Origin of the sequence: Streptomyces sp. NPDC038707 (assembly GCF_040636485.1) — a bacterium.
In the GTDB taxonomy this organism is placed as follows: Bacteria; Actinomycetota; Actinomycetes; order Streptomycetales; family Streptomycetaceae; genus Streptomyces.
This window is the reverse complement of the sequence record NZ_JBEZUP010000002.1, coordinates 403,222-426,093: the sequence shown is the minus strand read 5'-3', so window position 1 is coordinate 426,093 and position 22,872 is coordinate 403,222. Positions and strand designations below refer to the sequence as shown.

The window sequence follows — 22,872 nt, the reverse complement described above, 5'->3', positions numbered from 1 at the left end:
TGTCCCGCGCGGGTGGGCCCGGGCGGCGCCGGGGACGCTTTCCGGCCATGCCTTCGCGGGGCGCGGGGGCGACGGCTCCCCCGCCGCGGAAGCCCTCCTCGAACCGTGCCGCCTGTCCCTACAGTTGACCGGGCACGGTGGCAGGGGAGCGCCGGGGCGGCCGATCTCTTCCGGGCGGGCCCGCCCGGGTTCCTACGATGTCCCGGCCGGGTGTGCTTGTCCGGCGGCTCGTCGGGTACCGCGTTGGGATGAGGGTGGTATCGGTATGGGCAGGTCATCACTGAAAGCGATGTGTTCGTGACTCGTCTCAGCGGCTTCGGGGGCGACGGGCCGGACGGGCCGGACGGGCCGGGGGACGATCTCCTGTCCGTCGCGCGGGAGATCGCGGATGCCGTGGACGGTCTGGCGACTCTGTGGACGGTGGCCGCCCACGGCGCGAGCCTGCGGCTGTCGCCGCACCAGTTGCGGGCACTGCGGATCCTGGAGGCCGAGCCGGGGCTCAATCTCACCGCGCTGGCGGAGGGCATGGAGATAGGCCCGCCGACCGCCAGCCGGCTGTGCGACCGGCTGGAGGCGGCGGGCCTCCTGGAACGGCTGCTGCATCCGCACAAGCGGCGTGAGGTGCAGCTCGTGCTCACGGGGCGCGGCCGGCAGGTGCTGAGCGAAGTGGCCGAGCGCAGATCGCGCGCGCTCGCCGTGGTCCTCGCCGGCATGGAACCCGCCGAGCGGGAAGCCCTGAGCCACGGAATGCGCGCCTTCCTGACCGCCCGGACCGGTCTGGGGGAGCAAGCCGGGGGGGCGGGTGCCTGAGGGGCGGCGCCACGGGGTGGGGCGCGGCGTGACCGAGGGGGTCGGCCGTGGCGGCCCCGGCCGGACGACCGTACGCGGGGGCCTTGACCGGGGTGGGGTCGGGCTTGGCGGGCCTGACCGGGGGCCGGCGAGTACAGGGCGTACCTGCCGGGGACGGACTTGTGCGGGGCGGATCTGACGGGGACGGCCTTCACCCAGGTGCACATGGCCGTGGCTGGTCCGACCGGGACGGGTGTGTACGGTGCGCGGGATGGCCATGGCGCGCCCGGCCGAGGCGGGCCTCGGGGCGGCGTCACCGGGCGAGGCGAGCGGGGACGGGACGGTACACGAGGCCCAGCTCGACCAAAGCGGATCGACCCTGGCGGCCTGGACGGAAGGCGAGCGGGCACAGGGCGTGCCGGGGACGGGCGTGTGCAGGGCGCGGGTCGGCCATGGCGGGCCCGGCCGAGGCGGGCCTCGGGGCGGCGTCACCGGGCGGGCCGGGGTCCGCGGTGAGGGGCAGGGTCCGCTGACGGGGCCGTCGGGTGCCAGGTGATCCGCGTGCGGCGCGTCGCGGGAAGACGGGCGGGGCCTGCCCGGAGGTGCCGGATCTCCTGGAACGGAGCGCATGGGCGGGGGGCCGGGCCCAGGGTGCTGTCGGGGACGGGGTGGCCGGGGGCGCTCAGGGGGCTCCGGTGCGGGGGGCGGGGACGGCGGTGGTGGCCCAGTCGGTGATGGTGACGGTGGTGCCCTGGCCGGGGTGGCTGTCGAGGGTGAACTCCTGGACGAGCCGCCGGGCGCCGCTCAGGCCCAGGCCGAGGCCGCCGCCGGAGGTGTAGCCGTCGGTCATCGCCAGGTCGACGTCCCGGATGCCGGGGCCGGCGTCGACGAAGGACAGCCGCAGTCCGCGCCGGCCGCCGTCCTCCCCCAGCCGGGTGATCTCCAGGTGCCCGCCGCCCCCGTGGACCAGGGTGTTGCGGGCCAGTTCGCTGACGGCGGTGACCAGCTTGGTCTGCTGGACGAGTCCGAACCCGAGATCGGCGGCGACCCGGCGCACATGCTGGCGCACCTCGGCCAGGTCGGCGTCCGAGCCGATGGGCAGGCAGGTGGTGGAGGCGAGTGGGGCATGCATCACGCACCCTCTTCCGGGTGGGCGGAGGGAATGGCCGAGGGACCGCGGCCCAGGAGGGACAGGGCCCTGTCGACGTCCAGGGCCGTGTCCAGGCCGGGCAGGGCGAGGCCCAGCTCGACCAGGGTGATGGCCACGGCGGGACGCATCCCGGCCAGGACGGTACGGGTGGCCGACAGGCGCGCGCTCGCGGCGATCTCGGCCAGCACGCGGCCGAGGAAGGAGTCGACGATCTCCACACCGGAGATGTCGATCACGACCCCGCCGACCGGCGCCGGGCCGGCGGCGACGCGCCCGGCGATGTCGTGCCGGAGTCGCTCGGCCGCCCCGTCGTGCAGCTCTCCGCGCAGGCTGACCAGCAGGACGTCTCCCAGCGTCAGCACCGGCACCGGGCCCGGACGGACGGCGGGCGGGCCGGTCACCGCGGGCCCGCTCCCGCGACCGGGCCCGGGGAGACGACGATGCCCTGCCGGGTGAGCGCGTACTCCAGGGCGTCGGCGAGCCCGGCCCGGGTGACGACCGTCCCGAGGTCGATCCCGAGATGCACGATGGTCTGCGCGATGGCGGGGCGGATGCCGGAGACGATGCACTCGGCGCCCATCAGCCGGGCGGCGGCGACCGTCTTCATCAGATGCTGGGCCACGAGCGTGTCGACGGTGGGGACGCCGGTGATGTCGAGGATGGCGTACCGGGCCCGCTGGTCGACGATCGCCTCCAGCAGCGACTCCATCACCACCTGGCTGCGGGCACTGTCCAGGGTGCCGATCAGCGGTACGGCGACGACGCCCTCCCACAGCTTGATGACGGGCGTGGCCACCTCCAGCAGCTGTTCCCGCTGCCGGGCGATCAGGTCCTCACCGGCGCTGACGGTGGTCTCCATGACCACCAGCCGGAGCGTGCCCATCAGGACCGTCAGCGCGAGCGCGCCCGCGTGGGCCCGCCCGTCGGCGTCGTCCCCGTACTCGGCGCGCAGCAGCGCGACGGCCGGCTCGCGCAGGCCGGCGACCTCGCCCGCGATCTGCGACGGGTTGGACCCCGCGTGGCCACGGGCGGCGGCCATGCGGCCGAGCTGCTCCCTGACGGCCGCGAAGCCCGGGGCGGCGACATCCTCGAGCCGCCCGGTGCGGGCCACCTCGGCCAGGGCGTCCAGTACCGCCTTGGACGCCTCGACCGCCTCGTCCCGGGATACGGTGAAGACCGTACGGAACAGCGCGGTGTCCGCCCACCGCTGGGCGATCTGCTCACGTCGCCGCTCTATGAAGGCGGCCAGCTCGCGCGCCGCCTCGGGGGTCGTGTCGTGCTCCGCCATCTGCATCGTCTCCCTGCTGTGTGGTGTGTCCATGGCCGGTCCGCCCGCGAGCCGTCCGGCAATTATTGCCACGCGGCAAGCATCGGGGGGAAGGCGGGCGGAGGCCAACACGCGATCGTCACATCCGGGCGGCCCCGCCGCTCACGCACCGGCCGGCCGGCCGTGCCAGTCCAGGCACACGACGAGGGCGTCGTCGTCGGGCAGGGACTTCCCGCGGTGACCGGACAGCTCCCGCAGGATCGCGCGCGGAACGTCGGCGGCGGGCAGCAGCCGGGTGGAGTGGATCGCCCGGGCCAGGGCCGCGTCCCCGTACGTCTCCCCCTTCGGGGAGGCCACGTCGTGCACCCCGTCGCTGACGAAGACCAGCCGGTCACCGGGCCGGACCTGGAACTCCTGGGCGACGTAGTCGGTCTCCTCGAACATGCCCAGCGGCAGCTGGGCGTCGAAGGTCACGTGCTCCACGGTGCCGTCCCGCAGCCGCAGCAGCCGGGGCGACCCCGCGTCCACGACGCCGGCCCGGCCGGTGGCCAGGTCGAAGTCGAACATCAGGACCGACAGGTAGCACCGGCCCTGGTAGTGGGCGTACACCGCCTGGTCCGCGAGGGCCGCCTGGTCGGCGATGGGGATACCGGCGCGCCGGGCGTTGCGCAGCGCGTTGATGGCCAGGTTCGTCAGCAGCGACGCCTCTATGCCCTCGCCCATGCCGTTGGTGACGTACAGCGTGAGGCGGTCGGCGGTGGCGGACCAGTCGAAGTTGTCGCCGAAGATGGCGTACGCCGGTTCCAGCTGCGCCCCCAGCTCGTACTCGGGGCGGGAGCAGGAGCGGCCGGGCAGCAGCTGCCACTGCATCTCGGCGGCCAGGGTGAGCCGGTCCTTGCGGCGCGCCTGCAGATACAGGTCGGTGTCCCGCTCGGCCACGATCACCTCGTGCCCCAGTACGCCGGCGATGTCGGCCAGCTCCGCCTCCCAGCGGCGTACGGCCTCGGCGTCGGGCAGGGTCACGGTGAGCACCCCTAGCCGGTCGCCGCGCACACTGACCGGGAGGTGGAGGCGGGGCCGTCCGCCGAGCCCGTCCTCGCAGTACGGCCGCTGGGAGCCGAAGGCGCGGCCGGCCGGGCTGTTGTGCACCGGCACCGGTTCCAGGGTGTGCGGCAGGACCGACACCGGCTGGAGCACGCTCACGCCGTAGTCGGCCAGGTACAGCTCGACGTCCTCCGCGCCGTACTGCTCCATCAGTACGGCGCGGGTGGCGTCGAGCAAGGCGTGGGGAGCCGCTGTGCGCAGAGCGCGTTCAGCGGCCACGAATCTCTTCATAAGGGGGTATTCACCTATCTTTCGCCGGACAACGTACGTTCCTCATCCGCGAGGCCGGTCTCCTGGACGGGCCGCGTCGGTCATCCCGCGTCCTCTGTGGTCAGCGTGCGTGCCTAGTACGCTGACAGGCGCCCCAGTGCCTGCGAGAGTGTGACCGTGACTGCCTTCCGCCGCCGCCCAGAGCCCGACGAGGTCGCGCGCGTGACCACCACGGCCGTCGAGCTGCTGGAAGTCGTGTGGGGTCGCGCCTCGACTGCGCCCACCTCCGCGTCCCAACTGCGCGTGCTGCACATCCTCGAGCACCACGACGGCATCAACCTGCGCACGCTCGCCGAGACCCTGGCGTCCACCCCGCCGTCCACCAGCAGGCTGTGCGACCGGCTGCAGGCCGCGGGTTTCGTCGAGCGGGTGACGAGCCCGGCGGACCGGCGGGAGGTGCGCCTGCACCTCAGCGGCCGGGGCCGCGCCTTCCTCGCCGACCTGCGGGCCCGCAGGGAGCGGGAGTTGCGGAAGGTGCTGGCGGATATGCCCGCCGGCAAGCGCGTCGCACTGCTGGAGGGGCTGGAGGCGTTCTGCGCCACCGCGGCGACGCAGATACTCGGCGACGCCTCGGACTCCGGCAGCCAGACCGCCTGAGCCACCGTTCGCGGCACCGGGGCCACCGTTGCCTCCCGGCGAGGGTGGCCGGCACACGGAGCGACCTCCGTCCACCGGAGCATTCCAGGTCCTTCCCCGTGCACGTCCGACACGGTTACTTTGTTGCCTCACGGCTATTGTTGTCAAACGGCAACAGTTCGCCGTGCGGCCCCGTCCTCTCCGACTCGGATACCCCGTGGCGGCCCGTTCTGCCGGTGGTTGTGCGCCATGTCTCCGAAGGTGGGGTACGAGGCATGTCCGGAGCCATCGCGGGAAACCGCCGGGCGGTGACGCCGGGGCACGGGCGCGGGACCCGGGCAGCGCGGCGGGCCGGCACCCGGCGGATCGGACGCGCCGCGGCCGGCGACCAGGGGGGAGCGAGCGCCGTTACCGGGGGCGGAGTGCGGCCGGCGAGCCCTCCGGGGCGTCCGTGAGGGCGATGCGGACGGTGACGCGCTTGCCGACCGGTTCGCGCCGCACCTCGAACGTGTGAGCGACAGCCATGACGATCTCCAGTCCGTGCTGGCCCACCCGCCCGACGTCGGCGGCGCTGGCCACCGGCAGCACCGGTTCGGAGTCCCACACCGCCACCTCGACCAGGTCACCGACGATCCGCAGATCGAGCAGGACCGGCCCCGGCGCGTACTTGTGCGCGTTGGTGACCAGCTCGCTCACCACCAGCTGCGTCAGGTCCAGGGCGCGCCGGGAGACCGGCACCCCGTAGCCGTCCCGCGCGCGGGCGAGGAAGCCGGCCGCCAGATCGCGGGCCGCGCCGATGCCGGAACCGTCGCCGTCCAGCGCCATGCCGGCCTGCGGCGCCCGGCCGCCCGGCACCGTCACGTCCTCTTTCACGAGCGCCGCTCCGGCGACGGCCGCGTTCACACCCCAGTTCACACCACCGCTTATGCCCGGGAAACTCCGGGTGACGCCCCACGGCGACGGCCGGGCGGCCCCGGAAGCGGTCATGTGTCCTTCGTCTCCCCTCCGGCCCCGGGACGCTCCCCGGTGTCCCGGGTCCCGTCGGCGGCGGCCGACGGGACACGGACCGTCGCGGGAGGTCACGGCGGTGCGGACGGAGCGGCCCACGGTAATACCGCACCCCCGGTCACCCATATCTGTGGTGGCGACATGAGAAATGGCTGCGGCACGTGATGCGTATTCCCGCACGCTCCGGTGATGCGGAAATTAAGCACCGCACCGGGCCCGCGCCGACGTGCTAGTGTCGTCATCAGTTGCAGGTGTGGTTGCCAGAAGGTTTTTCCGACGGTTGATCAACACGGCGACACGGAATACGCACAGGGTGTATTCCCGACACCGTCTCCGAAGGAGAAACACAATGGCTACTGGCACCGTGAAGTGGTTCAACGCGGAAAAGGGCTTCGGCTTCATCGAGCAGGACGGCGGCGGCGCCGACGTCTTCGCCCACTACTCCAACATCGCTTCCCAGGGCTTCCGTGAGCTGCTGGAAGGCCAGAAGGTGTCGTTCGACATCGCGCAGGGCCAGAAGGGCCTGACGGCCGAGAACATCGTTCCCGCCTGACGCGCGCAGAACTGACGCGTACTTCGCAGCTGGGGCCCGCACCTTGGGGTGCGGGCCCCGGCTCGCTTTATTTCCCAGGGCGATTCGGCCCTGTCGTTTCCGGCCCGTTCTCGCGATTCTCTGCGCCGCTCGTCCTGCCGTGGGAATTCCTTGATACGCGCCCGCATCGAGGAAGGTTCCCCATGAACCGCACACGCAGCACCCGCCCCCGCTCCGCCGGTCACGGAAAGCAGCGACAGCCCGGTCGGGGCGAGTTCGCGCTGCCGAAGACCGTCACGCCCGCGCTGCCCGCCGTCGAGACGTTCGCCGATCTCGCCATGCCGGCACCGCTGCTGGCCACGCTCGCCAAGGAAGGCGTGACCGTACCGTTCCCGATCCAGGCGGCGACCCTGCCGAACTCCCTGGCCGGCCGGGACGTCCTGGGCCGCGGCCGGACCGGATCGGGCAAGACCCTCGCCTTCGGGCTCGCGGCGCTGGCCCGCACGGCGGGCCGGCGGGCCGAGCCGCGCCGGCCCCTGGCGCTGGTCCTCGTCCCCACCCGTGAGCTGGCCCAGCAGGTCACCGACGCGCTCACGCCCTACGCCCGCGCCGTGCGCCTGCGGCTCGCCACCGTCGTCGGCGGCATGTCCATCGGCCGGCAGGCCGGGGCGCTGCGGGCCGGCGCGGAGGTGGTCGTCGCGACGCCCGGCCGGCTCAAGGACCTCATCGACCGGGGCGACTGCCGGCTCGACGACGTCGGGATCACGGTGCTCGACGAGGCCGACCAGATGACCGACATGGGCTTCATGCCCCAGGTCACCGCCCTGCTCGACCAGGTGCGCCCCGGGGGCCAGCGGCTGTTGTTCTCGGCCACCCTGGACCGCAACGTCGACCTTCTGGTCCGCCGCTATCTGACCGACCCGGTGGTGCACTCCGTCGATCCGTCGGCCGGTGCCGTGACCACGATGGAGCACCACGTCCTCCATGTGCACGAGGCGGACAAGCACCGCACGACCACCGAGATCGCGGCCCGCGACGGCCGGGTCATCATGTTCCTGGACACCAAGCACGCGGTGGACCGGCTGACCAAGCACCTGCTGAACAGCGGTGTCCGCGCCGCGGCCCTGCACGGCGGCCGGTCCCAGCCGCAGCGCACCCGCACCCTGGCGCAGTTCAAGGACGGCCACGTCACCGTCCTGGTGGCCACCAACGTCGCGGCCCGGGGCATCCACGTCGACAGCCTCGACCTGGTCGTCAACGTGGACCCGCCCAGCGACCACAAGGACTACCTGCACCGCGGCGGCCGTACGGCCCGCGCCGGGGAGTCCGGCAGCGTCGTCACCCTGGTGACCCCCGGCCAGCGCCGCGACATGACCCGGCTGATGGCCTCGGCCGGCATCACTCCGCGCGTCACGCCGGTCCGCTCGGGCGAGGCGGAGCTGAGCCGCATCACCGGCGCCCAGGCGCCCTCCGGCGTCCCGGTGGTCATCACCGCGCCCGCCGTGGAACGCCCGCGCCGCGCTTCCTCCCCGTCCCGGAACCGCCGCGGCACCGGCCAGGGCCGGCCCGGCGGCCCGGCGCCGCGCCGCAGGGCTCAGCGCCGTCCCGGCACCGGCCCGGCCGCGCAGTGATCCCCGGGGCCGCGCAGGCCCCGGACCGGCCCCACCGAAGGCCTACCGAAGGAGACACCTCTTGACGCCGACATGGACGCAGCACCGCGCGCCGGTCCCCGCCCCCGTGGACGGGGACCGGGACACCGAAGGGCACGGCCCCCGGGTGTGGGACGACATGACCGTCGAGGTGGCTCTGGCCGTCATGGCGGGGGCCCGGGTCGAGTACCTGACCGTGTGCGACGGGGACGACCGGAGCACGGGCGTGATCACCCTGGTCCGGCTCGCCGGGCTCCGGGACGGCTCCGCGGACACGGACCGGATCCGGCTGCGGGACGTCCTCGACGGGTCGCCGGCCCCGGCCGGCGCCCGCGCCGGTGACCCCGGCGGGTACGGCCGGGCTCCGGGCGTACCCGTCCTCGCGCGCTGATCCGACCCGGTCCCCGCTCCTGGGCCCCTGCCGACACCCGTCGGCGGGGGCCCTGTGCTATCGGTCGGTGTAACTGAGGTCGCCCACGGTCCAGGCGCTGACGTCCTTGATCGCGACGCGGTACATGCCTCCCGTCTCCGGGATGCCGAGGCTGCCCTGCAGGATGCGGGCGAGATGGAAGTGCAGATGCGTGGGCGCCTCGCCGCGGCCGGGCCGGGTTCCTCGCGGGTCGCCGGTGAAGACGTTCGCGAACGGGCCGAGACGGTCCGAGTCCTTCAGGACTTCCGCCACCCGCTCCCGCCACACGGCCTCGGGAGCCAGCCGGCCGGTGATGACGGCACCGCCGACGACCACGGTCAGCGACATCTGATTGCTTCGCTCGGACTCCACCGCGGCGGAGATGGCGACGAGCAGCTCATCAGGGTTCGACATGACAGCAGAGCTTATGCGGCCCGGCCGCCCGCGCACCGCCCGCGGGGCTGCGGTCCACCGCCGGGGACCCGGCGAAGCAGGTTTCCTCGTCCGGTAAAAGGGTGAAATATACCTTTGCGGCAGTAGACTTTTGTCACCTGGCGGGTAAGCACGGAGCAGTGCACGCCATCGGGACCGCCCGGGCCGGGTAGCGGGAAGAGGAGGTCGGGACAGCGGCCGGGACGGCGGATGGTGTTGAATTTCCTGCGGGGCCCTGGTGCCGTACGGCGCCAGGGCCCCTCGACGCGTTGCACAGCGAGGTGACATGACATCGGACAACCCTCTGAACGATCGTCTGGACGACGACGACTATCCCGCGTACACGATGGGCCGGGCGGCCGAGATGCTCGGCACCACTCCGGCCTTCCTGCGGGCCATCGGCGAGGCTCGTCTGATCACTCCGCTGCGCTCGGAGGGAGGACACCGCCGGTACTCCCGCTACCAACTGCGGATCGCCGCCCGCGCCCGCGAGCTCGTCGACAGAGGGACCCCGATCGAGGCCGCGTGCCGCATCGTCATCCTGGAGGACCAGCTCGAGGAGGCACAGCGCATCAACGCCGAGTACCGCCGTGCCGCCGGGGAGTCGGCGGGCGGTTCCGCCTCCGCCTGAACGCGCGGACGGCTCTCCGGAGCGGACGGCGTCCGTGTCCGGCAGCCAGTCGCGCCGCGGGCCGTACTCCTGCTCCAGCCGGCGCGGGGTGCGGCCGGTGCCGGGCGAAGTCACGTGGCAAGGTACCGGGCCGCGGGTGACGGGACGACTCCCGTCCGGCCGGTGACCAGGCGTACGGCGTGATCCGGAACGCCCCGGCGAAGCGGCGCAGGAAGTCCGGGCGTCCCGGTCCGGCGCGATCACCGAGGGAACCAGGGAGGCGGCCGAAGGGACCGCCAGAACCCACGATCCCCGCCAGAACCCACGATCCCCGTCGCACCGGCGTCCGCGCGGTGCGCGGCGGCAGGATCCCCTCCGCCGTCCCGTACGCCGGCGCCCACCGCGGGCCCGTACCCCTCTCCCCCGGGCGGGACAGCGGGACGCGGGGCCCGTGACCGCGCCGGCGAGGCGCGGCTGCGGACCCGCCGCGCCGCCGGGCCGCCGGCCGCCGCGTCCTTCCGGCTCCGGCGCGTCCTTCCGGCTCCGGCGCGTCCTTCCGGCTCCGTCGCGTCCTCCCGGCTTCCGCCTCAGCCGGCCAGCTGGCCGCGCAGCACCGTCTGGAGGCCGGTCAGGCCGGGGTTGGCCGAGTTGCGGTCCAGCCAGGTCATCGTGACCGTCGTCCGCAACCGGGCGTCCTCCACCTCGATCACGGCGACCTCGCGCCGGTCCGCCCGGTCCCGCACCGCGACGTACGGCAGCAGGGCGCAGCCCATCCCCGCGGCCACGCACGCGCCGAGGGTGCCGATGCTGGACACCTCCGCGACCGGCTCCTTGGCGGCCGGGCCCGAGAAGGCGCCGTCGTACATCTCCCGGAAGCCGCAGCCCCGCTCGGTCGCCAGGAACGGCTCCTCGGCCAGCTCGGCCAGCGGTGCCCGGCCGCGCCCGGCCAGCGGATGGTCCGGCGGGGCGATCACCACGAGCGGCTCCTCGGCCAGCGTCTCGGCCAGCAGCCCCGCGTCCGGCGGCGGGGCGCCGAAGGTCAGGCACAGGTCCAGGTCACCGCGGCGCACGGCCTGGTACAGCTCCCCGCGGTTGCCCTGGGTGACCCGCACGCGCGCCTGCGGGTACAGCGAGCGGTGCCGCGCGAGCACCGCGGGCAGCAGGTGCAGGCTCACCGTCTCCAGCGCGCCCACGGCCACCTCCGCGCCGGGCCGGGACACCGCCCAGCGCGCCTCCTCCAGCAGCTTGAGGATCCGCCCGGTGTACTCCGCCAGCGTCACGCCCCGCGGGGTCAGCCGCAGCCGCCGCTGGGAACGGTCGAGCAGCTCCACCCCCAGCTCGCGCTCCAGGGCCTGGATCTGGTCGCTGACGCTGGACTGCGCGTAATGCAGTTCCCTGGCCGCCTGGGTGACGCTGAGCGTCCGGGCGACCGCCTCGAACGTCCGAAGATGCCGCAGCTCCACGTCCTGGCTCCCCCTCGGTCGTTCCATCGGCGGGGCCGATGCTACCCATCGGCAATTCCCCTCGTCACCAGCCGCGTTTCTCCCTCCCGGTCCGCTTGAATGGTGGGCACCGCCCCCAACTCCCGCTGTCGCGGCGGTCATTCGCGTACCCGTACGAAGGAGAACTCCATGTCGACGCAGGCGGAACCGCGGCGGGCCGCCGCCGCACCGGCCCGGACCGGCAAGCCCTCGCGGGTCCTGCTGGCCGGGCTAGCGCTCGGCTACTTCATGGTCCTGCTGGACATGACGATCGTCTCGGTGGCGCTGCCCGCCATCTCCAGCGGCCTCGACGCCGGGCTGAGCGGTCTGCAGTGGGTCACCAACGGCTACACCGTCACCTTCGCCGCCCTGCTGCTGACGGCCGGCTGGCTGTCCGACCGGTTCGGCGGCCGGCGGGTCTTCCTCTGGGGGCTGGCGGCCTTCGGCGTCCTCTCCGGCGTCTGTGCCGCCGCCGACACCCTCGGCGCCCTGGTCGCCCTGCGCCTCGCGCTCGGCGCGGCGGGGGCGCTGCTGCTGCCCGCCTCCCTGGCGGTGATCACCCACGCCTACCGCGACCCCGCCGACCGCGCCCGTGCCGTCGGCAACTGGGCCGCCCTCACCGGGCTCGCCCTGGCCGCCGGTCCACCGGTCGGCGGCGCGCTCACCGACACCGTCGGCTGGCGCGCGATCTTCCTCGTCAACGTGCCGCTGGCGCTGGTCAGTTTCGTGATCACACTGCGTCTGGCCCCGCAGACCCCGGTCAAGCAGCGCGGCGGCCTCGACGGCACCGGCCAGGCCGCCGCGGTCGTCGCCCTCGGCGCCCTGTCGTACGCGCTGATCGAGGGCCCGGCCAAGGGCTGGGGGACGGGAGCGGTCGTCGGTGCGTTCGCGCTGGCCGCCGTGGCCGCCGCGGTGTTCCTGGGCGCCGAGTCGCGGGCCGGGGACGCGGCGATGCTGCCGCTGCGCATGTTCCGCAGCCGTGGCTTCACCGCCGCGCTCGTCTCCGGCCTGCTCGCCAACTTCGGCCTGTCCGGCCTGCTGTTCGTGCTGTCGCTGTTCTTCCAGGAGAGCCGCGGCTACTCCTCCTTCGGCGCCGGACTGGCCTTCCTGCCGCTGACCCTGCCCACCGCCGTCAACCCGGTCTACACCGGCCGTCTCGTCGGCCGGGTCGGCCCGCGCCGCCCCGCCACCGCCGGGTTCGTCCTGATGGCCGCCGGCGCGCTGCTCCAGGCCCCGTTCACCGGCGACTCCGCCCTGGCGCTGACCGCCACCGTGGCCGGTCTGCTCGCCTTCGGCTTCGGCGTCTCCTTCGCCCTGCCCGCGCTGGTGGCCGGCATGGCGGGCTCCGTACCGCCCGAGCTGGCCGGCATCGGAGCCGGCGCGCTCAACTCCGCCCGCCAGACGGGCGCGTTGCTCGGTGTCGCCGTCCTCGGCGCGGTGCTCGACCTCTCCCCCACCGACGCCGACGGCACCAAGTGGGCACTCGTCGTCGGCGGACTGACCCTGCTGCTCGGGGCGCTGATCACGGGGGCGGGCCTGCGGGGGCGCCCGGCGGACTGAACCGACCGCGAATCCCCGGGCAGGACGCGCCCGGCCATGAAACTCGGCCTCCCCCGGCGACCGGCGCTCCCCCGGGGCGAGCGTGCTGACGTCGGTCAGCAGTTTGATGTGCCCGGCCCCGTGCGAGACGCGGACGACCGGGGCCCGCAGCTCGTGCACGCCGCGGGACCCCGCGGCCAGCGCCAGGTCGAACTCGGTCCGCAGGGCCTCCTCCCAGGGCACCGTGGTGATGCCCAGCTCGTGCAGGTACTGCGTGACCCCGCTGCCGAAGGCGTGCGGGGCGGCGGTGAAGACCAGCTGGACGCGCAGGTCGGACTCCAGCAGACCGAAGACCTCCTCCAGGCGTTGGGCGAACGTCACGGTGTGGACGACCACCAATACCCTTTTGCAGTCCCGTACGGTCAGCCAGTGCCCCTGCTCGATCAGTGCTGGTTTCGTGGTGCTGACGGACATGCGATCCCCCATCGCTCGTCGCCGCGTTCAGCGGTCGACAGGGGACTGCCCGGCCCGGACGGCACTTTCCTTGCAGGCTCCTTGCAACTCCCTTGCCGGGCTCCGGGCCGGCGGACGGACGGGGGACGGACGGGGGACGGGTCAGCTCCGGGCGAAGAACTCCACCTCCGCCAGGGCCAGGTGGCGGCCCCGGGTCAGGCCCGCCGGAGAATTCAGGACCAGGCGTACCGAGGTGACGTCGCTGAACCCGGTGGGGATCGTCTGCGGACCCGGCTTGTCGGCGAGGGTGACCTGCTTGCGGTGCCGCTCGCCGTCCCGTGTGGTGATCTCCATGTCCACCCCGAGCGCGCGGGCCTCGTCGGCGTAGGCCTCCGGAGACTTGGACGCGCCGTTGGTGATGATCACGTCGACCAGCCGGAACGGCTCGCGGAAGGTGTACGTCACCGACGCGCCCGGCGCGGGCACGCCCCAGTAGTGGTTGCTGACTCCGTCCGTGGTGTTCTTCGCCGGGTGCCCGGGCAGCTCGGCGCTCGCCTCGACGCCCACCGGGGTGACGGGCTTGGGCTTGCCCAGCTTGTCCCGGGTGTCCTCGAACAGGGCGCGGCCGGCCGGCAGCAGGAACAGGCCGGCCGCGCACAGCGCCACCAGCACCGCCAGGATCACGAGGAACCGCACCCCGCGGCCCGAGTTCGCCCGCACCCGGCGGCGCAGCGGCCACACCGTCCGCCACCACGGCAGCGGGGCCGGCTTCGCCGCCGGACGCAGCTCGGCCGCGCAGCGCCGGCAGAAGCGGCGGCCGGACGCGTTGGGTGTGCCGCAGGACGGACAGGGCGTCCCCGCCACCTCGTCCGGCGCCTCCACGGGCCGTACGACGGGACGCGGTGCCACCGGCTTCGCCGGGCGCACGGGGACCACGGCGTCCGGCGCCGGCCCCTGTGGGCTCGGCGCGGCCGGAGAGCGCGGCCCCGGCGTGTCCTGGGCCGACGGGACACGGGGCCCGACGGGGGGCTGTGCCGCCGCCGGGGGCTCCGGGCGCCGGGGCCGGTCCGGGGGCGTGGCCGCAGTGGCGGGGCTGGTGGGGGTGGTGGGGGCGGGGGGTTCGGTGCGTGCGGCTGCCGAACGGCGGGGCGCGGGCGGGGGTCCGGCGGGGGTGGCCGGCGAACGCCGGCTGCCGGAACGGGAGTCGGCGGGCGCTCCGGCCGAACCGCGCGCCGCTGAAGGGGACTCGGCCGGTGCGGCGGACGGACCCGCGGTGCCGTCCCGGGAACCGGTAGACGCGGCCGACGCACCTCGGGCGTCCGCCCGGGAGCCGTCGGACTCGGTCCCGGAAGCCGCGGGATCCGCACCCCCGTCGCGCGCCGGGGAATCGGCAGGCGGGGCAGTCGACCGGCGCGCGTCGGCAGCCGGTTCCGCTACCGCTCCCCCCGAACTGGGCAGACTCGTAAGGCTGTTGGCGTCGGCTTCTTCCGAAGGCGGGCTCGCGGGCTCGGTCCGGCCGGAGGCGGCGGCGGGGGGCTCGCTCCCGGGGCGGGGGCTCCCGGCCCCCGGCTGTTCCTCCTCCGTCCCGCCGCGCGCCCGGCCCGTCAGCCGGGAGCGCAGCGACGAGCCGCGGGCCGGCGGCGCGGTCCGCGGCGGCTCGTCCACGGGAGCGGGGTCCGGCGCGGGAGCGGGGTCCGGCGCGGGAGCGGGGTCAGGTGCGGGGTCGGCGGCCGGGTCCGGGTCCGGGGAGGTCGGCCGCGCGGGCGTGCTCGTCGCCGGGCCCGTGTCCGACCAGCCCAGATACGTGCCGCAGTTGCCGCAGAAGTCGTCCGTGGGGCCGTTCGACGCCCCGCACGAGGGACACGCGCGCACGGCGTCACCTCCCTTCGTCGGTGGGCGGGCCGGGCAGGATCTCCACCCGGCAGTCGGTGTGCACCGGGCACATGACCCGGACGATCTCGCGGACCCGGGCCGGGTCCACCCCCGGCCCGCCGGCGCCGTCGGCGGTCCCCTCCCCCGGCCACACCCGCACCAGGGGCCCCTCGGGCGACTCCGGCGGAAGGTCCGTGCCCGGGGTCGCGGACCAGGTCGCCCCGCCCGCCCCGGTCACCTCCGCGCGCACGCCCAGGGCGAGTCGCAGCGCCTCCGTCAGGCCCCGGGCGGTGCCGCGCCGGCGGTGCAGTTCCACGGCGCGGGTGACGGCCTCGCGGCGCTGTTCCTCGGGCCACTGGGGGTCGTCGGTGGCGCCCACCCAGGACGCCAGCCAGGTCAGGAAGTCGGCCGGGGCCACCCGGGGGTCGAGGTAGGCGGGGAGGGTGTCCAGGGTCAGGAAGACCGGGGCGAGGACGGTGTCCAGGCCGGCGGTGAACCGCTGGGCGAAGTCGTCGTCGGCGTACAGGGCCGGCAGCTGTTCGCCGATCGGGTACCGGCTGGGCAGGCCGGGGACGGCGGCGCGGCTCACAGCCGTCCCTCCGGGTCCACGGCCGTGACGACGACCTGGTGCTGGTAGGAGAAGACCAGCGCGCCCTGGTCCAGGTCGATGCGGTCCGTCGGGGCGCCGCGGCGGCCGGTGATCGGGTCGGCGGGGAAGAGGCGGATCTCCTCCACCAGGGCGTTGCCGGTGGCGCGTTGCAGCACGCCGAACAGCTCGCCGTACTGCACCGGACGGCCGAACGGCCAGCCGGTGCCGTCGAGGCCGCCGTGCAGCGGGTTGAGGTGCCGGTACAGCGCGTCCAGGGCCGCGTCGCGCACCCGGTCGGTGTCGCCCGGGGCCGCGGCGAGCCGGGTCACCACGGTGACGCCCTGGTAGACCGGCGGCTCGACCACCAGGCGGGTGCCGATCAGGCGCCGCTCGTCCAGCGCCGCGGTGATCGCCCGGAGCACCTGGTCGGAGGGGATGAGCTGCTCGAAGCGGAGCCGGTCGTCGCCCTCGTCGGCCACCGCGTCCGGCACCACCAGGACCCGTACCGCGCCCGCGCCCTGAGCGGCGGACAGACAGCGCACCCGGCGCACCGAGGGCGCGGCCTGGCGGCTGATGATCTCGTAGTCCTCGGCGGTCACCGCGCGCTCCTGCATGCGCAGGGCCTGCGGGGCGCGCAGCTTGGCGTTCTCGACGCTCTCCCCGGCGACCCCGCCGCGCGCCGCCTCCCGGTTGGTGATCCGGGCGACGTACGGCACGGAGCTGCGCAGCACGGAGATGGCACCGCGGGCGACGTTGCCGGCCGGGCCGCCGCCGGTGCGGTAGCGGGCCACCCGGATCTGCGCGCCCTTGGGCGGCACGGCACCGCACTGGCGCAGCGTGCCGTCCGGCTCGCGCAGCGCCGGCGGGAAGCCGAACTCGCCGGTGGTGGCGTCGACCCGGACGTGCCGGTCGGCGGGGCCGGAGCGGCCGAAGTGCTCGACCACCTCCCAGCGTTGCCAGCCGTCGGCCGTGGACACCTCCACCACGGGCGGCTCGCGGTCGAGGAGCACCGGCGGGCGGCCGAGCCGGAACGTCTGCCCGGGCACCCCCTCGGAGGTGCCGAGCGGTACGTCGGTGACGGTCTCGGCGTGCTCCACGGTCATGGTGCCGCCCACGGTGAACACCGCCGCCTCGCGCACCGTCGGGGACTCCGAGTAGAACGGCTGGCCCGGCTCCGGCTCGGTGACCCGGCAGCGCAGCCAGCCGGCCCGGGTGCCGCCGATCACCGAGGCGGTGTGCCCGGCCGGGACGTACACGATGACCTCGCCGGGCCGGTTCAGCCCGCCGGTGGTGTCCGCGCCGGTCTCGCACACCCGCCAGCCGCCGCCGTCCCACGCCTCCCACACCAGCGGGGGCTGGCGCGGGTCCACGCCGACGCCCTCCACCCGGCTGTCCAGGCGTACGGCGACGATGCACCGGGGCACGGCCGTCGGCAGGCCGAACAGCAGGGCGTCGCCCGGCTCGGGCGCGGCCTGGAAGCAGGGGATGTCCCGGCCCTCGGAGAGGGTCCCGGTGCGGTCGGTCTGCTCGCCGGTGCGGTGCGCGGTCACCAGGCGCGTCAGCTCGCTGGGCAGGATGTCCAGGTGGTCGGTGGTGGTGAAGACCACGGACTCGTCGCTCTCGCCGCGCGCGGTGGTCACCTCGGTGCCGGCGGGCAGCGCGACCGTGTCGGGCTGCGGGGCCGACAGCCAGAAGTCGACGTCGGCCACGGCGGCGGCCGGCGGGAACAGGCGGATGCCGAGCAGGTCTAGGAAGGCGGTGTAGTTCTTGTCCGGGACCCGGTTCAGCCGGTACAGCAGCTGGTCCACGAGGTAGGCGAACGTCTCGATGAGCGTGACGCCCGGGTCGGACACGTTGTGGTCGGTCCACTCCGGGGCGCGCTGCTGCACGTACCGCTTGGCCTCGTCGACGAGTTGCTGGAACCGCCGGTCGTCCAGGTTCGGGGAAGGCAGTGCCATCAGGGCGCGCCCCCGTCCTCGGCCCCCTCCTCGGAGGGGATCGTGTAGAAGGGAAAGACCAGGTTGCGCCGGTCGTTGGTGGAGCGCACGGTGTAGTGCACGTCGATGTAGAGGGTGCCGTCCTCGACGGCGTCGAAGGCCACGACCACGTCGTCCACCGCGATGCGCGGCTCCCAGCGTTCCAGGGCCTCGCGCACCTGCTGCGCGATACGGCCCGCGGTGGCGCCGTCGCCGGGGGCGAAGACGTAGTCGTGGATGCCGCAGCCGAACTCGGGGCGCATGGGGCGCTCGCCGGGCGCGGTGCCGAGCACCAGGCGGATCGCCTCCTCGATCTCCCGCTCGCGTTCGACCAGGGCGATGCCGCCGGTCGGTCCGACCCGCAGCGGGAACGCCCAGCCGCGGCCGATGAACCGCTCGCTCATCACAGGCCCCCGATCAGGACGTTGGGGGCGCCGGTCAGGACGGTGGCGCCGCACGAGGTCTTGTCGCGCGCCCGCGCGGCCGGCAGCCCGCCGATCAGGACGGTGGCCGCGAGCGGGTTGGGCATGATCACGTTGGCCGGGCCCATGACCGCGTGCGGCGGCATCACGCAGGTGTGCACGCTGCCGACGACGGCGGCGGGCCGGCCGCCGATCAGCACGCGGGCCACGGCCGCGGCGGCGCCGGGCGGCGGGGTGGCGATCACCCCGCCGTGACTGGTGGGGTCACCGGTACGGGCTGCGGCCGGCATGCGTTGCTCCTCGGAGGGTTCGGGTGACTGCTGGTGGACACGGGTCAGTTGATGCGGATGAGCTTGGCCTTCAGGACGCCGAGCAGGCCGCCGTCGACGGTGACGTCCGAGCTGCCGGTGACGCTCACCGACCGGCCGCCGACCTTCACCCCGACCCGGCCCTGGATGTCCACGTTGCGGCCCGACACGCTCACGTCGCCCCGGCCCGCGTCCAGGGTGATGCCCTTGCCGTCGAGCACGACGGAGGTGAGGGGCTGCCGGCCCCTGGCGTACACCGTCAGCTCGATCCGGTCGCGCCGGTCGTCCAGGAAGACTTCGAGGCGCTCGTCGGCCGTCCGCAGGCGCACCCCGGACGGGCCGGGGGCCCGGGCGTCCAGCAGCTCCACCCGGTGCCCGGAACGGGAGACGAGGGAGCGCCGGTTGACCCTGCCGGTGGTGCCGTCGATCAGCGGGACATCGTGCGGGGAGGGCTTGTCCACGCCGTTGTACAGCCCGCCGATGACGTACGGGCTGTCCAGCAGGCCCTGTTCGAAGCCGACCAGGACCTCGTCGTTGACCTCGGGGCTCACCACGCCGCCGCCGCCCTTGCCGCCCCACTGCACGGTGCGCACCCAGTCCGTGGTGTACGTGTCGTCCAGCCAGGGGAACCGCAGCTTCACCGCGCCGCTCTCGGCGCCGCCCGGCTCGCGCACGTCCGTGACCACGCCGATGGCCAGCCCCGGCATGCGCGGGCCGCGGCTCGGCGCGTTGGCGCCGGTCACCAGCCCGGTCAGGGAGCGGTCCGGGCTGGCGCTCACCCACACCGTGGTCCGGTACCCGCCGTGCGGCTCCAGCACGTGCTGCACGGCCGTCGCCGTGTACTTGCCGGAGAACGCGGGCCCGACGTTGCCGAGCGCGACCGGCTTGCCCGCCCGCAGCCGCGGGTTGCCCTCGACCAGGGCCTCCAGGTCCGCGAATCCGGCGCTCACCTGACCGGCGACGGCGTCGGCGACGGCCGTCGTCTCGGCCTGGGTGCGGTACGGGGTGTCGGTGACGGTCAGCTTGGACGACGTGCCGAACCGGGCGGCGAACGCCGGGCTCAGTCCCGGCACCGCCGTGTCGCTGTCCACCGACGGCTGCCGGGCCACCAGCGGGCGCTTCGTGGTGACGTCCCAGCCGCGCACCTCCACCTGCGAGGCACCGTCCGCCGCCGACAGCGAGGCGCGCAGCGCCAGCAGGTTGCGCCCGTACTCCAGCACCATCGGGTCCCGGGTGGCCGGGGTGGACGGCGCGGGCGCCCCGGATGCCTTCTTCGGCTTGGTGAACTGGAGCACGCCCTGGTCGTCCACGCGGACCTGCGCGCCGCTCTCGGCCGCCAGGTACTGCAGGAAGTCCCAGTCGGACACGTTCGCCTGCGACAGCTGCTGGTAGGTGACCGGCGCGGCCTCCACCTTCCCGCAGGCCAGCCCGGCCCCGGCGGCCACCTTGCGGACGATCGCCGCCGCCGTCATGTTCCGGTACGCCACCACTTTCCGGCCGCGCTGGAGCCGGTGCGCCTTGGAGTAGGCGCGCACCACGGTGAACGAGCCGGTACGGTCCCGGTCCACCTCCAGGGCGGTGACCTCGCCGTTGAACAGCCGCTCGCGGGCCTGCCCGTTCACGGTCACCACCGACACCCGCAGGGGGGTGCCGATGGTGATGCCGGCCGCCCGCAGGAACTCGTGGTCGGGGTCGCGGAAGGTGAGCTGGGCCGCGTCCGGCAGCCCCACGTTCTCGTCCACCACGCAGCTCACCAGCTGGGCGGCCCAGACCGGCGGCAGCTCGCCGGGCGTCTCGATGACGGGGTCCGCCGCGAACGACCGGCCGCCCCGCGCCTCCGGTGTGGTCACCGCTCCTCCTCACCGCCGGCGTCCCGCAGCCCCGGCACCACCAGTTCGGTGCCGGGCACGAGCGCCATCGGGTCGTCGATTCCGTTCGCCTCCGCGATCACCCGCCAGGCCGTCGCGTCGCCGTACTCCCGCCAGGCCAGCATCGCCAGGCTGTCGCCCGCCACCACGGTGTGCGTGCTGCGGGCGGTACGCGCGCCGGACGTCGGGTTCTGGCCCGCCGGGTCGACGCTCGCCTCCTCGATCGACAGCGCGCAGGTGGCCCTGAGCGGCCTGCCGTCGACGTCGAAGAGGGTGTACGACACCGAGAGGCTGGAGAGCACCCCGTCGAACGAGGTGGTCCGCGCGGTGCCCCACTCGAACCGCACCCAGGGGCTGGCCGGCTTCTTCCGGCCCAGGCTGGCCGGGGTCGGCACACACCCCTTCATCAGCTTCTCCACCGCCTGCTCCACCGAGTTGTCGTGGGTGGCGGTGGCGTCCAGGAACACCTCCAGGCTCAGCTCGCGCGGGCCGCTGCCGACGAACTCGGGCAGCGCCGACTGCCCCGCCATCCGGGACGGGGTGCGCCGCCACTCGGTGGTCTTGCGCAGCTCCAGGGTGGAGGGGTTGAACTGGAGGTTGAGCCGCGCGATCGTGCCGCCGGGCTTCGCGCCGACCGAGGCGGGGGGCTCCATCAGGGTCAGCTGGGCCCTGGCCCGGCTGGAACGGACCGCTGGGGACATGCCGGGACTTCCTTTCCTACGGGCACGGGCGGGAGCGGATGCTCATGGGGCGGGGCGGACGGGTCAGGACGGGCGCAGGCCCTCGTGGGCGATCTCCAGGGTCTCCACGGCCGGCTCCGAGCTGCTGGGGTCGAAGGACGGCCCCTGCCAGCGCACCGGGACGATCCCGAACACCTGCCAGCTGATGATCCGGGTCAGGTCCGGCTTGAGCGCCACGATCTCGCCGTCCTTGGGCTCCACCCGCTTCAGCGTCTCGTCCAGCCAGCGGCCGATCTTCGCCGTGTCGGCGGTCACCGGCCGGGTGAGCGTGATGTTCGACCAGGTCACGCGGCCGGGCAACTGCCAGGTGAAGCCGTTGTTGCCGCCCTCGGCATAGCTCTCGATCTCCACCTCGGCGCCCATGCCGGAGCAGGTGTTGAAGGCGCCCAGGTCGTTGCCGCCGATCGCGAGCCGGAAGAACACGCTCGTCGCGAAGATGCTGTCCGTCATCCGTCCGTCATCCGTCCGTCATTCGTCCGTCGTTCGTTCCGTGGCCTCGAGCCTCATCCGTGGCGTCGTTGTCCGTGGCGTCGTTCATGGGTCGCCTCATCGGTTCCGTGGTCTCAGCGGCGTCCGTCGTGCGGCCGGCCCGTACGTTCCCGGCCGCGCCGCAGTTCGGCACGGAGCAGCCGGGCCACCGGGTCGAGCAGCCGGCGCGCCAGGTCGTCCAGGTCGAGACCGGGATCGGGCGGGTTCTCGGAGGACCGGTGGACCGCGCTCTTCCGGGAGCCGGACGACGCACCGGAAGCCGAGCCGGTCGACGTGCCGGAGGCGGTGCCGGACGCCGAGGCGGACGACGTACCGGGCACGGAGGCCGAGCGGTGGTGGCCGCGCTTCGGGGTGGCCGGGGCCGCGGCATCACCGGCGCGCTGCACCACGGGCGCCGCACCCGAGGCGGCTCCGGTCCGCGCCGGGCTCCGCCACCGGACCACGGGGACGGGCACCGCCGGCACCGGCGCGGGGCCCGCCGTGCCCGCCGGACGGTCCGCGAGCGGCGGCGCCTGCGGGGCGGTCACCGGCAGGGACGGGGCCGGTGCGGACGCGGAGGGGGCGGAAGGGAGGGAGGGGATGGAGGTGCCGGGCCCGGGTGAGTCCGCGCGGGGCGGGGCGGGGCGGACGACGGGGACGCGCTGGACGGTGGGCGCCGCCTGGTCGCCGGTGTGAGCGGCGGCGGGGGCCGGGGCGCTGTGAACCGGGTTCACATGGGGGGTGGTGGGGACGGCCGGGGGCTGTTGGCCGGGGTGCGGTGCGATCGGGCTGTGAGCCGGGTTCACACGGGCGGCGGGCGGTGCGGCCGGGCCCTGCAGGCCGACGTGCGGGGTGCTTGCGCTGTGAACCGGGTTCACACCGGCGACAGGCGGTGCGGCCGGGGCCTGCGGGCCGGGGCGGGTGGCCGCGGTCGCGGTCGCGGTCCGCTGGACGCTCGGCACCGCCGGGACGGACCCGGACCGGGCCGGCCGGCCGGACCCGTCGTGCGGGGCGGGACTTCCGTGGTGCGCGACAACCGGGCTGCCGGGCCAGCGCACCGGCACCACGGGACGCCCGGCGGGGCGGGGCGCGGCCGGCGCCGCCGGTCCTGCCACGGGGCGGGTGTTCAGGGTGAGCGGGCGCGCGGCGAGCAGGGAGAGGGTACGGGGTGCCGCCGACGCGGAACGGGTCACGGTGAGCGGGGTCCGCCCGGCCGTTCCGGGACGCCGGGCCCCCGGAGCCCCCGGAGCGCCCGCAGCCCCCGGGGCACCGGTCGGGCCCTCGGCCACGGCACGTGCGACGACGACCGGTGTCCCCGCGGAGCCGGACGGCCGGCGCCCGCCGGGATCCGGCCGGGCAC

The 22,872-nt window shown here is 74.7% G+C and carries 23 protein-coding genes; 7 read left to right on the top strand and 16 right to left on the bottom strand.

Features of this window, described 5'->3' with window-relative positions:
- Positions 1-297: 297 nt before the first annotated feature.
- Positions 298-810 (top strand): MarR family transcriptional regulator, encoded by a 513-nt coding sequence (locus AB0E62_RS04515; RefSeq protein ID WP_362187876.1) that lies wholly within the window; start codon positions 298-300, stop codon positions 808-810.
- 661 nt (positions 811-1,471) lie between these two features.
- Here the strand turns inward: AB0E62_RS04515 and AB0E62_RS04510 are convergent.
- From AB0E62_RS04510 to AB0E62_RS04495, 4 genes are all read right to left on the bottom strand, one after another.
- A complete protein-coding gene (locus AB0E62_RS04510) occupies positions 1,472-1,921 on the bottom strand; it encodes an anti-sigma regulatory factor (RefSeq protein ID WP_362187874.1) in 450 nt (149 codons plus the stop codon).
- Positions 1,921-2,340, bottom strand: a complete 420-nt coding sequence (locus AB0E62_RS04505) for an STAS domain-containing protein (protein WP_362187871.1) — start codon at positions 2,338-2,340, stop codon at positions 1,921-1,923. The genes AB0E62_RS04510 and AB0E62_RS04505 overlap by 1 nt, the downstream gene beginning before the upstream one ends.
- Positions 2,337-3,233, bottom strand: a complete 897-nt coding sequence (locus AB0E62_RS04500; protein WP_362188116.1) for an STAS domain-containing protein — start codon at positions 3,231-3,233, stop codon at positions 2,337-2,339. The genes AB0E62_RS04505 and AB0E62_RS04500 overlap by 4 nt, the downstream gene beginning before the upstream one ends.
- 135 nt (positions 3,234-3,368) lie before the next feature.
- Positions 3,369-4,541, bottom strand: a complete 1,173-nt coding sequence (locus AB0E62_RS04495; protein ID WP_362187868.1) for a PP2C family protein-serine/threonine phosphatase — start codon at positions 4,539-4,541, stop codon at positions 3,369-3,371.
- Positions 4,542-4,742: 201 nt separating this feature from the next.
- On the opposite strand from AB0E62_RS04495, the gene AB0E62_RS04490 reads away from it, so the two are divergent.
- Entirely contained in the window at positions 4,743-5,177 is a 435-nt protein-coding gene (locus AB0E62_RS04490; protein ID WP_362188113.1) for a MarR family transcriptional regulator, read from the top strand.
- A gap of 387 nt (positions 5,178-5,564) precedes the next feature.
- On the opposite strand, the gene AB0E62_RS04485 is transcribed toward AB0E62_RS04490, so the two are convergent.
- Entirely contained in the window at positions 5,565-5,981 is a 417-nt protein-coding gene (locus AB0E62_RS04485; RefSeq protein ID WP_362188110.1) for an ATP-binding protein, read from the bottom strand.
- A 532-nt stretch (positions 5,982-6,513) separates the two neighbouring features.
- Between AB0E62_RS04485 and AB0E62_RS04480 the strand changes: the two genes are divergently transcribed.
- From AB0E62_RS04480 to AB0E62_RS04470, 3 genes are all read left to right on the top strand, one after another.
- Positions 6,514-6,717 (top strand): cold-shock protein, encoded by a 204-nt coding sequence (locus AB0E62_RS04480; RefSeq protein WP_073941483.1) that lies wholly within the window; start codon positions 6,514-6,516, stop codon positions 6,715-6,717.
- A gap of 182 nt (positions 6,718-6,899) precedes the next feature.
- Positions 6,900-8,327: a DEAD/DEAH box helicase gene (locus tag AB0E62_RS04475; RefSeq protein ID WP_362187865.1), complete on the top strand. Its 1,428-nt coding sequence runs from the start codon at positions 6,900-6,902 to the stop codon at positions 8,325-8,327.
- Positions 8,328-8,484: 157 nt separating this feature from the next.
- Positions 8,485-8,736, top strand: a complete 252-nt coding sequence (locus tag AB0E62_RS04470) for a CBS domain-containing protein (RefSeq protein WP_362188107.1) — start codon at positions 8,485-8,487, stop codon at positions 8,734-8,736.
- A 57-nt stretch (positions 8,737-8,793) separates the two neighbouring features.
- Here AB0E62_RS04470 and AB0E62_RS04465 read toward each other — a convergent pair whose 3' ends face one another.
- Positions 8,794-9,168 (bottom strand): hypothetical protein, encoded by a 375-nt coding sequence (locus AB0E62_RS04465; protein WP_362187862.1) that lies wholly within the window; start codon positions 9,166-9,168, stop codon positions 8,794-8,796.
- A 304-nt stretch (positions 9,169-9,472) separates the two neighbouring features.
- On the opposite strand from AB0E62_RS04465, the gene AB0E62_RS04460 reads away from it, so the two are divergent.
- Positions 9,473-9,817 (top strand): MerR family transcriptional regulator, encoded by a 345-nt coding sequence (locus tag AB0E62_RS04460; RefSeq protein ID WP_362187859.1) that lies wholly within the window; start codon positions 9,473-9,475, stop codon positions 9,815-9,817.
- A 566-nt stretch (positions 9,818-10,383) separates the two neighbouring features.
- Here AB0E62_RS04460 and AB0E62_RS04455 read toward each other — a convergent pair.
- Positions 10,384-11,259, bottom strand: coding sequence for a LysR family transcriptional regulator (locus AB0E62_RS04455; protein WP_362187856.1), 876 nt, complete (start codon positions 11,257-11,259; stop codon positions 10,384-10,386).
- Between the two features lie 168 nt (positions 11,260-11,427).
- On the opposite strand from AB0E62_RS04455, the gene AB0E62_RS04450 reads away from it, so the two are divergent.
- Positions 11,428-12,837: an MFS transporter gene (locus AB0E62_RS04450; protein ID WP_362187855.1), complete on the top strand. Its 1,410-nt coding sequence runs from the start codon at positions 11,428-11,430 to the stop codon at positions 12,835-12,837.
- Between the two features lie 594 nt (positions 12,838-13,431).
- On the opposite strand, the gene AB0E62_RS04445 is transcribed toward AB0E62_RS04450, so the two are convergent.
- From AB0E62_RS04445 to AB0E62_RS04405, 9 genes are all read right to left on the bottom strand, one after another.
- Positions 13,432-14,178, bottom strand: a complete 747-nt coding sequence (locus AB0E62_RS04445) for a zinc ribbon domain-containing protein (RefSeq protein WP_362187852.1) — start codon at positions 14,176-14,178, stop codon at positions 13,432-13,434.
- A 967-nt stretch (positions 14,179-15,145) separates the two neighbouring features.
- Positions 15,146-15,730 (bottom strand): phage tail protein, encoded by a 585-nt coding sequence (locus AB0E62_RS04440; protein WP_362187850.1) that lies wholly within the window; start codon positions 15,728-15,730, stop codon positions 15,146-15,148.
- Positions 15,727-17,688, bottom strand: a complete 1,962-nt coding sequence (locus AB0E62_RS04435; RefSeq protein ID WP_362187847.1) for a putative baseplate assembly protein — start codon at positions 17,686-17,688, stop codon at positions 15,727-15,729. The genes AB0E62_RS04440 and AB0E62_RS04435 overlap by 4 nt, the downstream gene beginning before the upstream one ends.
- On the bottom strand, positions 17,688-18,110 hold the full coding sequence (locus AB0E62_RS04430) for a GPW/gp25 family protein (protein WP_362187845.1): 423 nt from the start codon (positions 18,108-18,110) through the stop codon (positions 17,688-17,690). The genes AB0E62_RS04435 and AB0E62_RS04430 overlap by 1 nt, the downstream gene beginning before the upstream one ends.
- Positions 18,110-18,418, bottom strand: coding sequence for a PAAR domain-containing protein (locus AB0E62_RS04425; RefSeq protein ID WP_362187842.1), 309 nt, complete (start codon positions 18,416-18,418; stop codon positions 18,110-18,112). Before AB0E62_RS04425 ends, AB0E62_RS04430 begins: the two co-directional genes overlap by 1 nt.
- 44 nt (positions 18,419-18,462) lie before the next feature.
- Positions 18,463-20,286: a VgrG-related protein gene (locus tag AB0E62_RS04420; RefSeq protein ID WP_362187839.1), complete on the bottom strand. Its 1,824-nt coding sequence runs from the start codon at positions 20,284-20,286 to the stop codon at positions 18,463-18,465.
- Complete coding sequence (locus tag AB0E62_RS04415; RefSeq protein WP_362187836.1) at positions 20,283-21,005, bottom strand: LysM peptidoglycan-binding domain-containing protein; 723 nt, start codon at positions 21,003-21,005, stop codon at positions 20,283-20,285. Before AB0E62_RS04415 ends, AB0E62_RS04420 begins: the two co-directional genes overlap by 4 nt.
- Positions 21,006-21,068: 63 nt before the next feature.
- On the bottom strand, positions 21,069-21,494 hold the full coding sequence (locus tag AB0E62_RS04410; protein ID WP_362187833.1) for a phage tail protein: 426 nt from the start codon (positions 21,492-21,494) through the stop codon (positions 21,069-21,071).
- A 113-nt stretch (positions 21,495-21,607) separates the two neighbouring features.
- A complete protein-coding gene (locus AB0E62_RS04405) occupies positions 21,608-22,246 on the bottom strand; it encodes a hypothetical protein (RefSeq protein WP_362187830.1) in 639 nt (212 codons plus the stop codon).
- Positions 22,247-22,872: the final 626 nt, after the last annotated feature.

What these genes read in the sequence shown, in the direction of transcription:
- AB0E62_RS04510 (WP_362187874.1), bottom strand. Translation starts at nt 1,921, where the DNA reads ATGCATGCCCCACTCGCCTCCACCACCTGCCTGCCCATCGGCTCGGAC.
- AB0E62_RS04500 (WP_362188116.1), bottom strand. Translation starts at nt 3,233, where the DNA reads ATGCAGATGGCGGAGCACGACACGACCCCCGAGGCGGCGCGCGAGCTG.
- AB0E62_RS04495 (WP_362187868.1), bottom strand. Translation starts at nt 4,541, where the DNA reads ATGAAGAGATTCGTGGCCGCTGAACGCGCTCTGCGCACAGCGGCTCCC.
- AB0E62_RS04485 (WP_362188110.1), bottom strand. Translation starts at nt 5,981, where the DNA reads ATGGCGCTGGACGGCGACGGTTCCGGCATCGGCGCGGCCCGCGATCTG.
- AB0E62_RS04480 (WP_073941483.1), top strand. Translation starts at nt 6,514, where the DNA reads ATGGCTACTGGCACCGTGAAGTGGTTCAACGCGGAAAAGGGCTTCGGC.
- AB0E62_RS04475 (WP_362187865.1), top strand. Translation starts at nt 6,900, where the DNA reads ATGAACCGCACACGCAGCACCCGCCCCCGCTCCGCCGGTCACGGAAAG.
- AB0E62_RS04470 (WP_362188107.1), top strand. Translation starts at nt 8,485, where the DNA reads ATGACCGTCGAGGTGGCTCTGGCCGTCATGGCGGGGGCCCGGGTCGAG.
- AB0E62_RS04465 (WP_362187862.1), bottom strand. Translation starts at nt 9,168, where the DNA reads ATGTCGAACCCTGATGAGCTGCTCGTCGCCATCTCCGCCGCGGTGGAG.
- AB0E62_RS04460 (WP_362187859.1), top strand. Translation starts at nt 9,473, where the DNA reads ATGACATCGGACAACCCTCTGAACGATCGTCTGGACGACGACGACTAT.
- AB0E62_RS04450 (WP_362187855.1), top strand. Translation starts at nt 11,428, where the DNA reads ATGTCGACGCAGGCGGAACCGCGGCGGGCCGCCGCCGCACCGGCCCGG.
- AB0E62_RS04435 (WP_362187847.1), bottom strand. Translation starts at nt 17,688, where the DNA reads ATGGCACTGCCTTCCCCGAACCTGGACGACCGGCGGTTCCAGCAACTC.
- AB0E62_RS04430 (WP_362187845.1), bottom strand. Translation starts at nt 18,110, where the DNA reads ATGAGCGAGCGGTTCATCGGCCGCGGCTGGGCGTTCCCGCTGCGGGTC.
- AB0E62_RS04425 (WP_362187842.1), bottom strand. Translation starts at nt 18,418, where the DNA reads ATGCCGGCCGCAGCCCGTACCGGTGACCCCACCAGTCACGGCGGGGTG.
- AB0E62_RS04415 (WP_362187836.1), bottom strand. Translation starts at nt 21,005, where the DNA reads ATGTCCCCAGCGGTCCGTTCCAGCCGGGCCAGGGCCCAGCTGACCCTG.
- AB0E62_RS04410 (WP_362187833.1), bottom strand. Translation starts at nt 21,494, where the DNA reads ATGACGGACAGCATCTTCGCGACGAGCGTGTTCTTCCGGCTCGCGATC.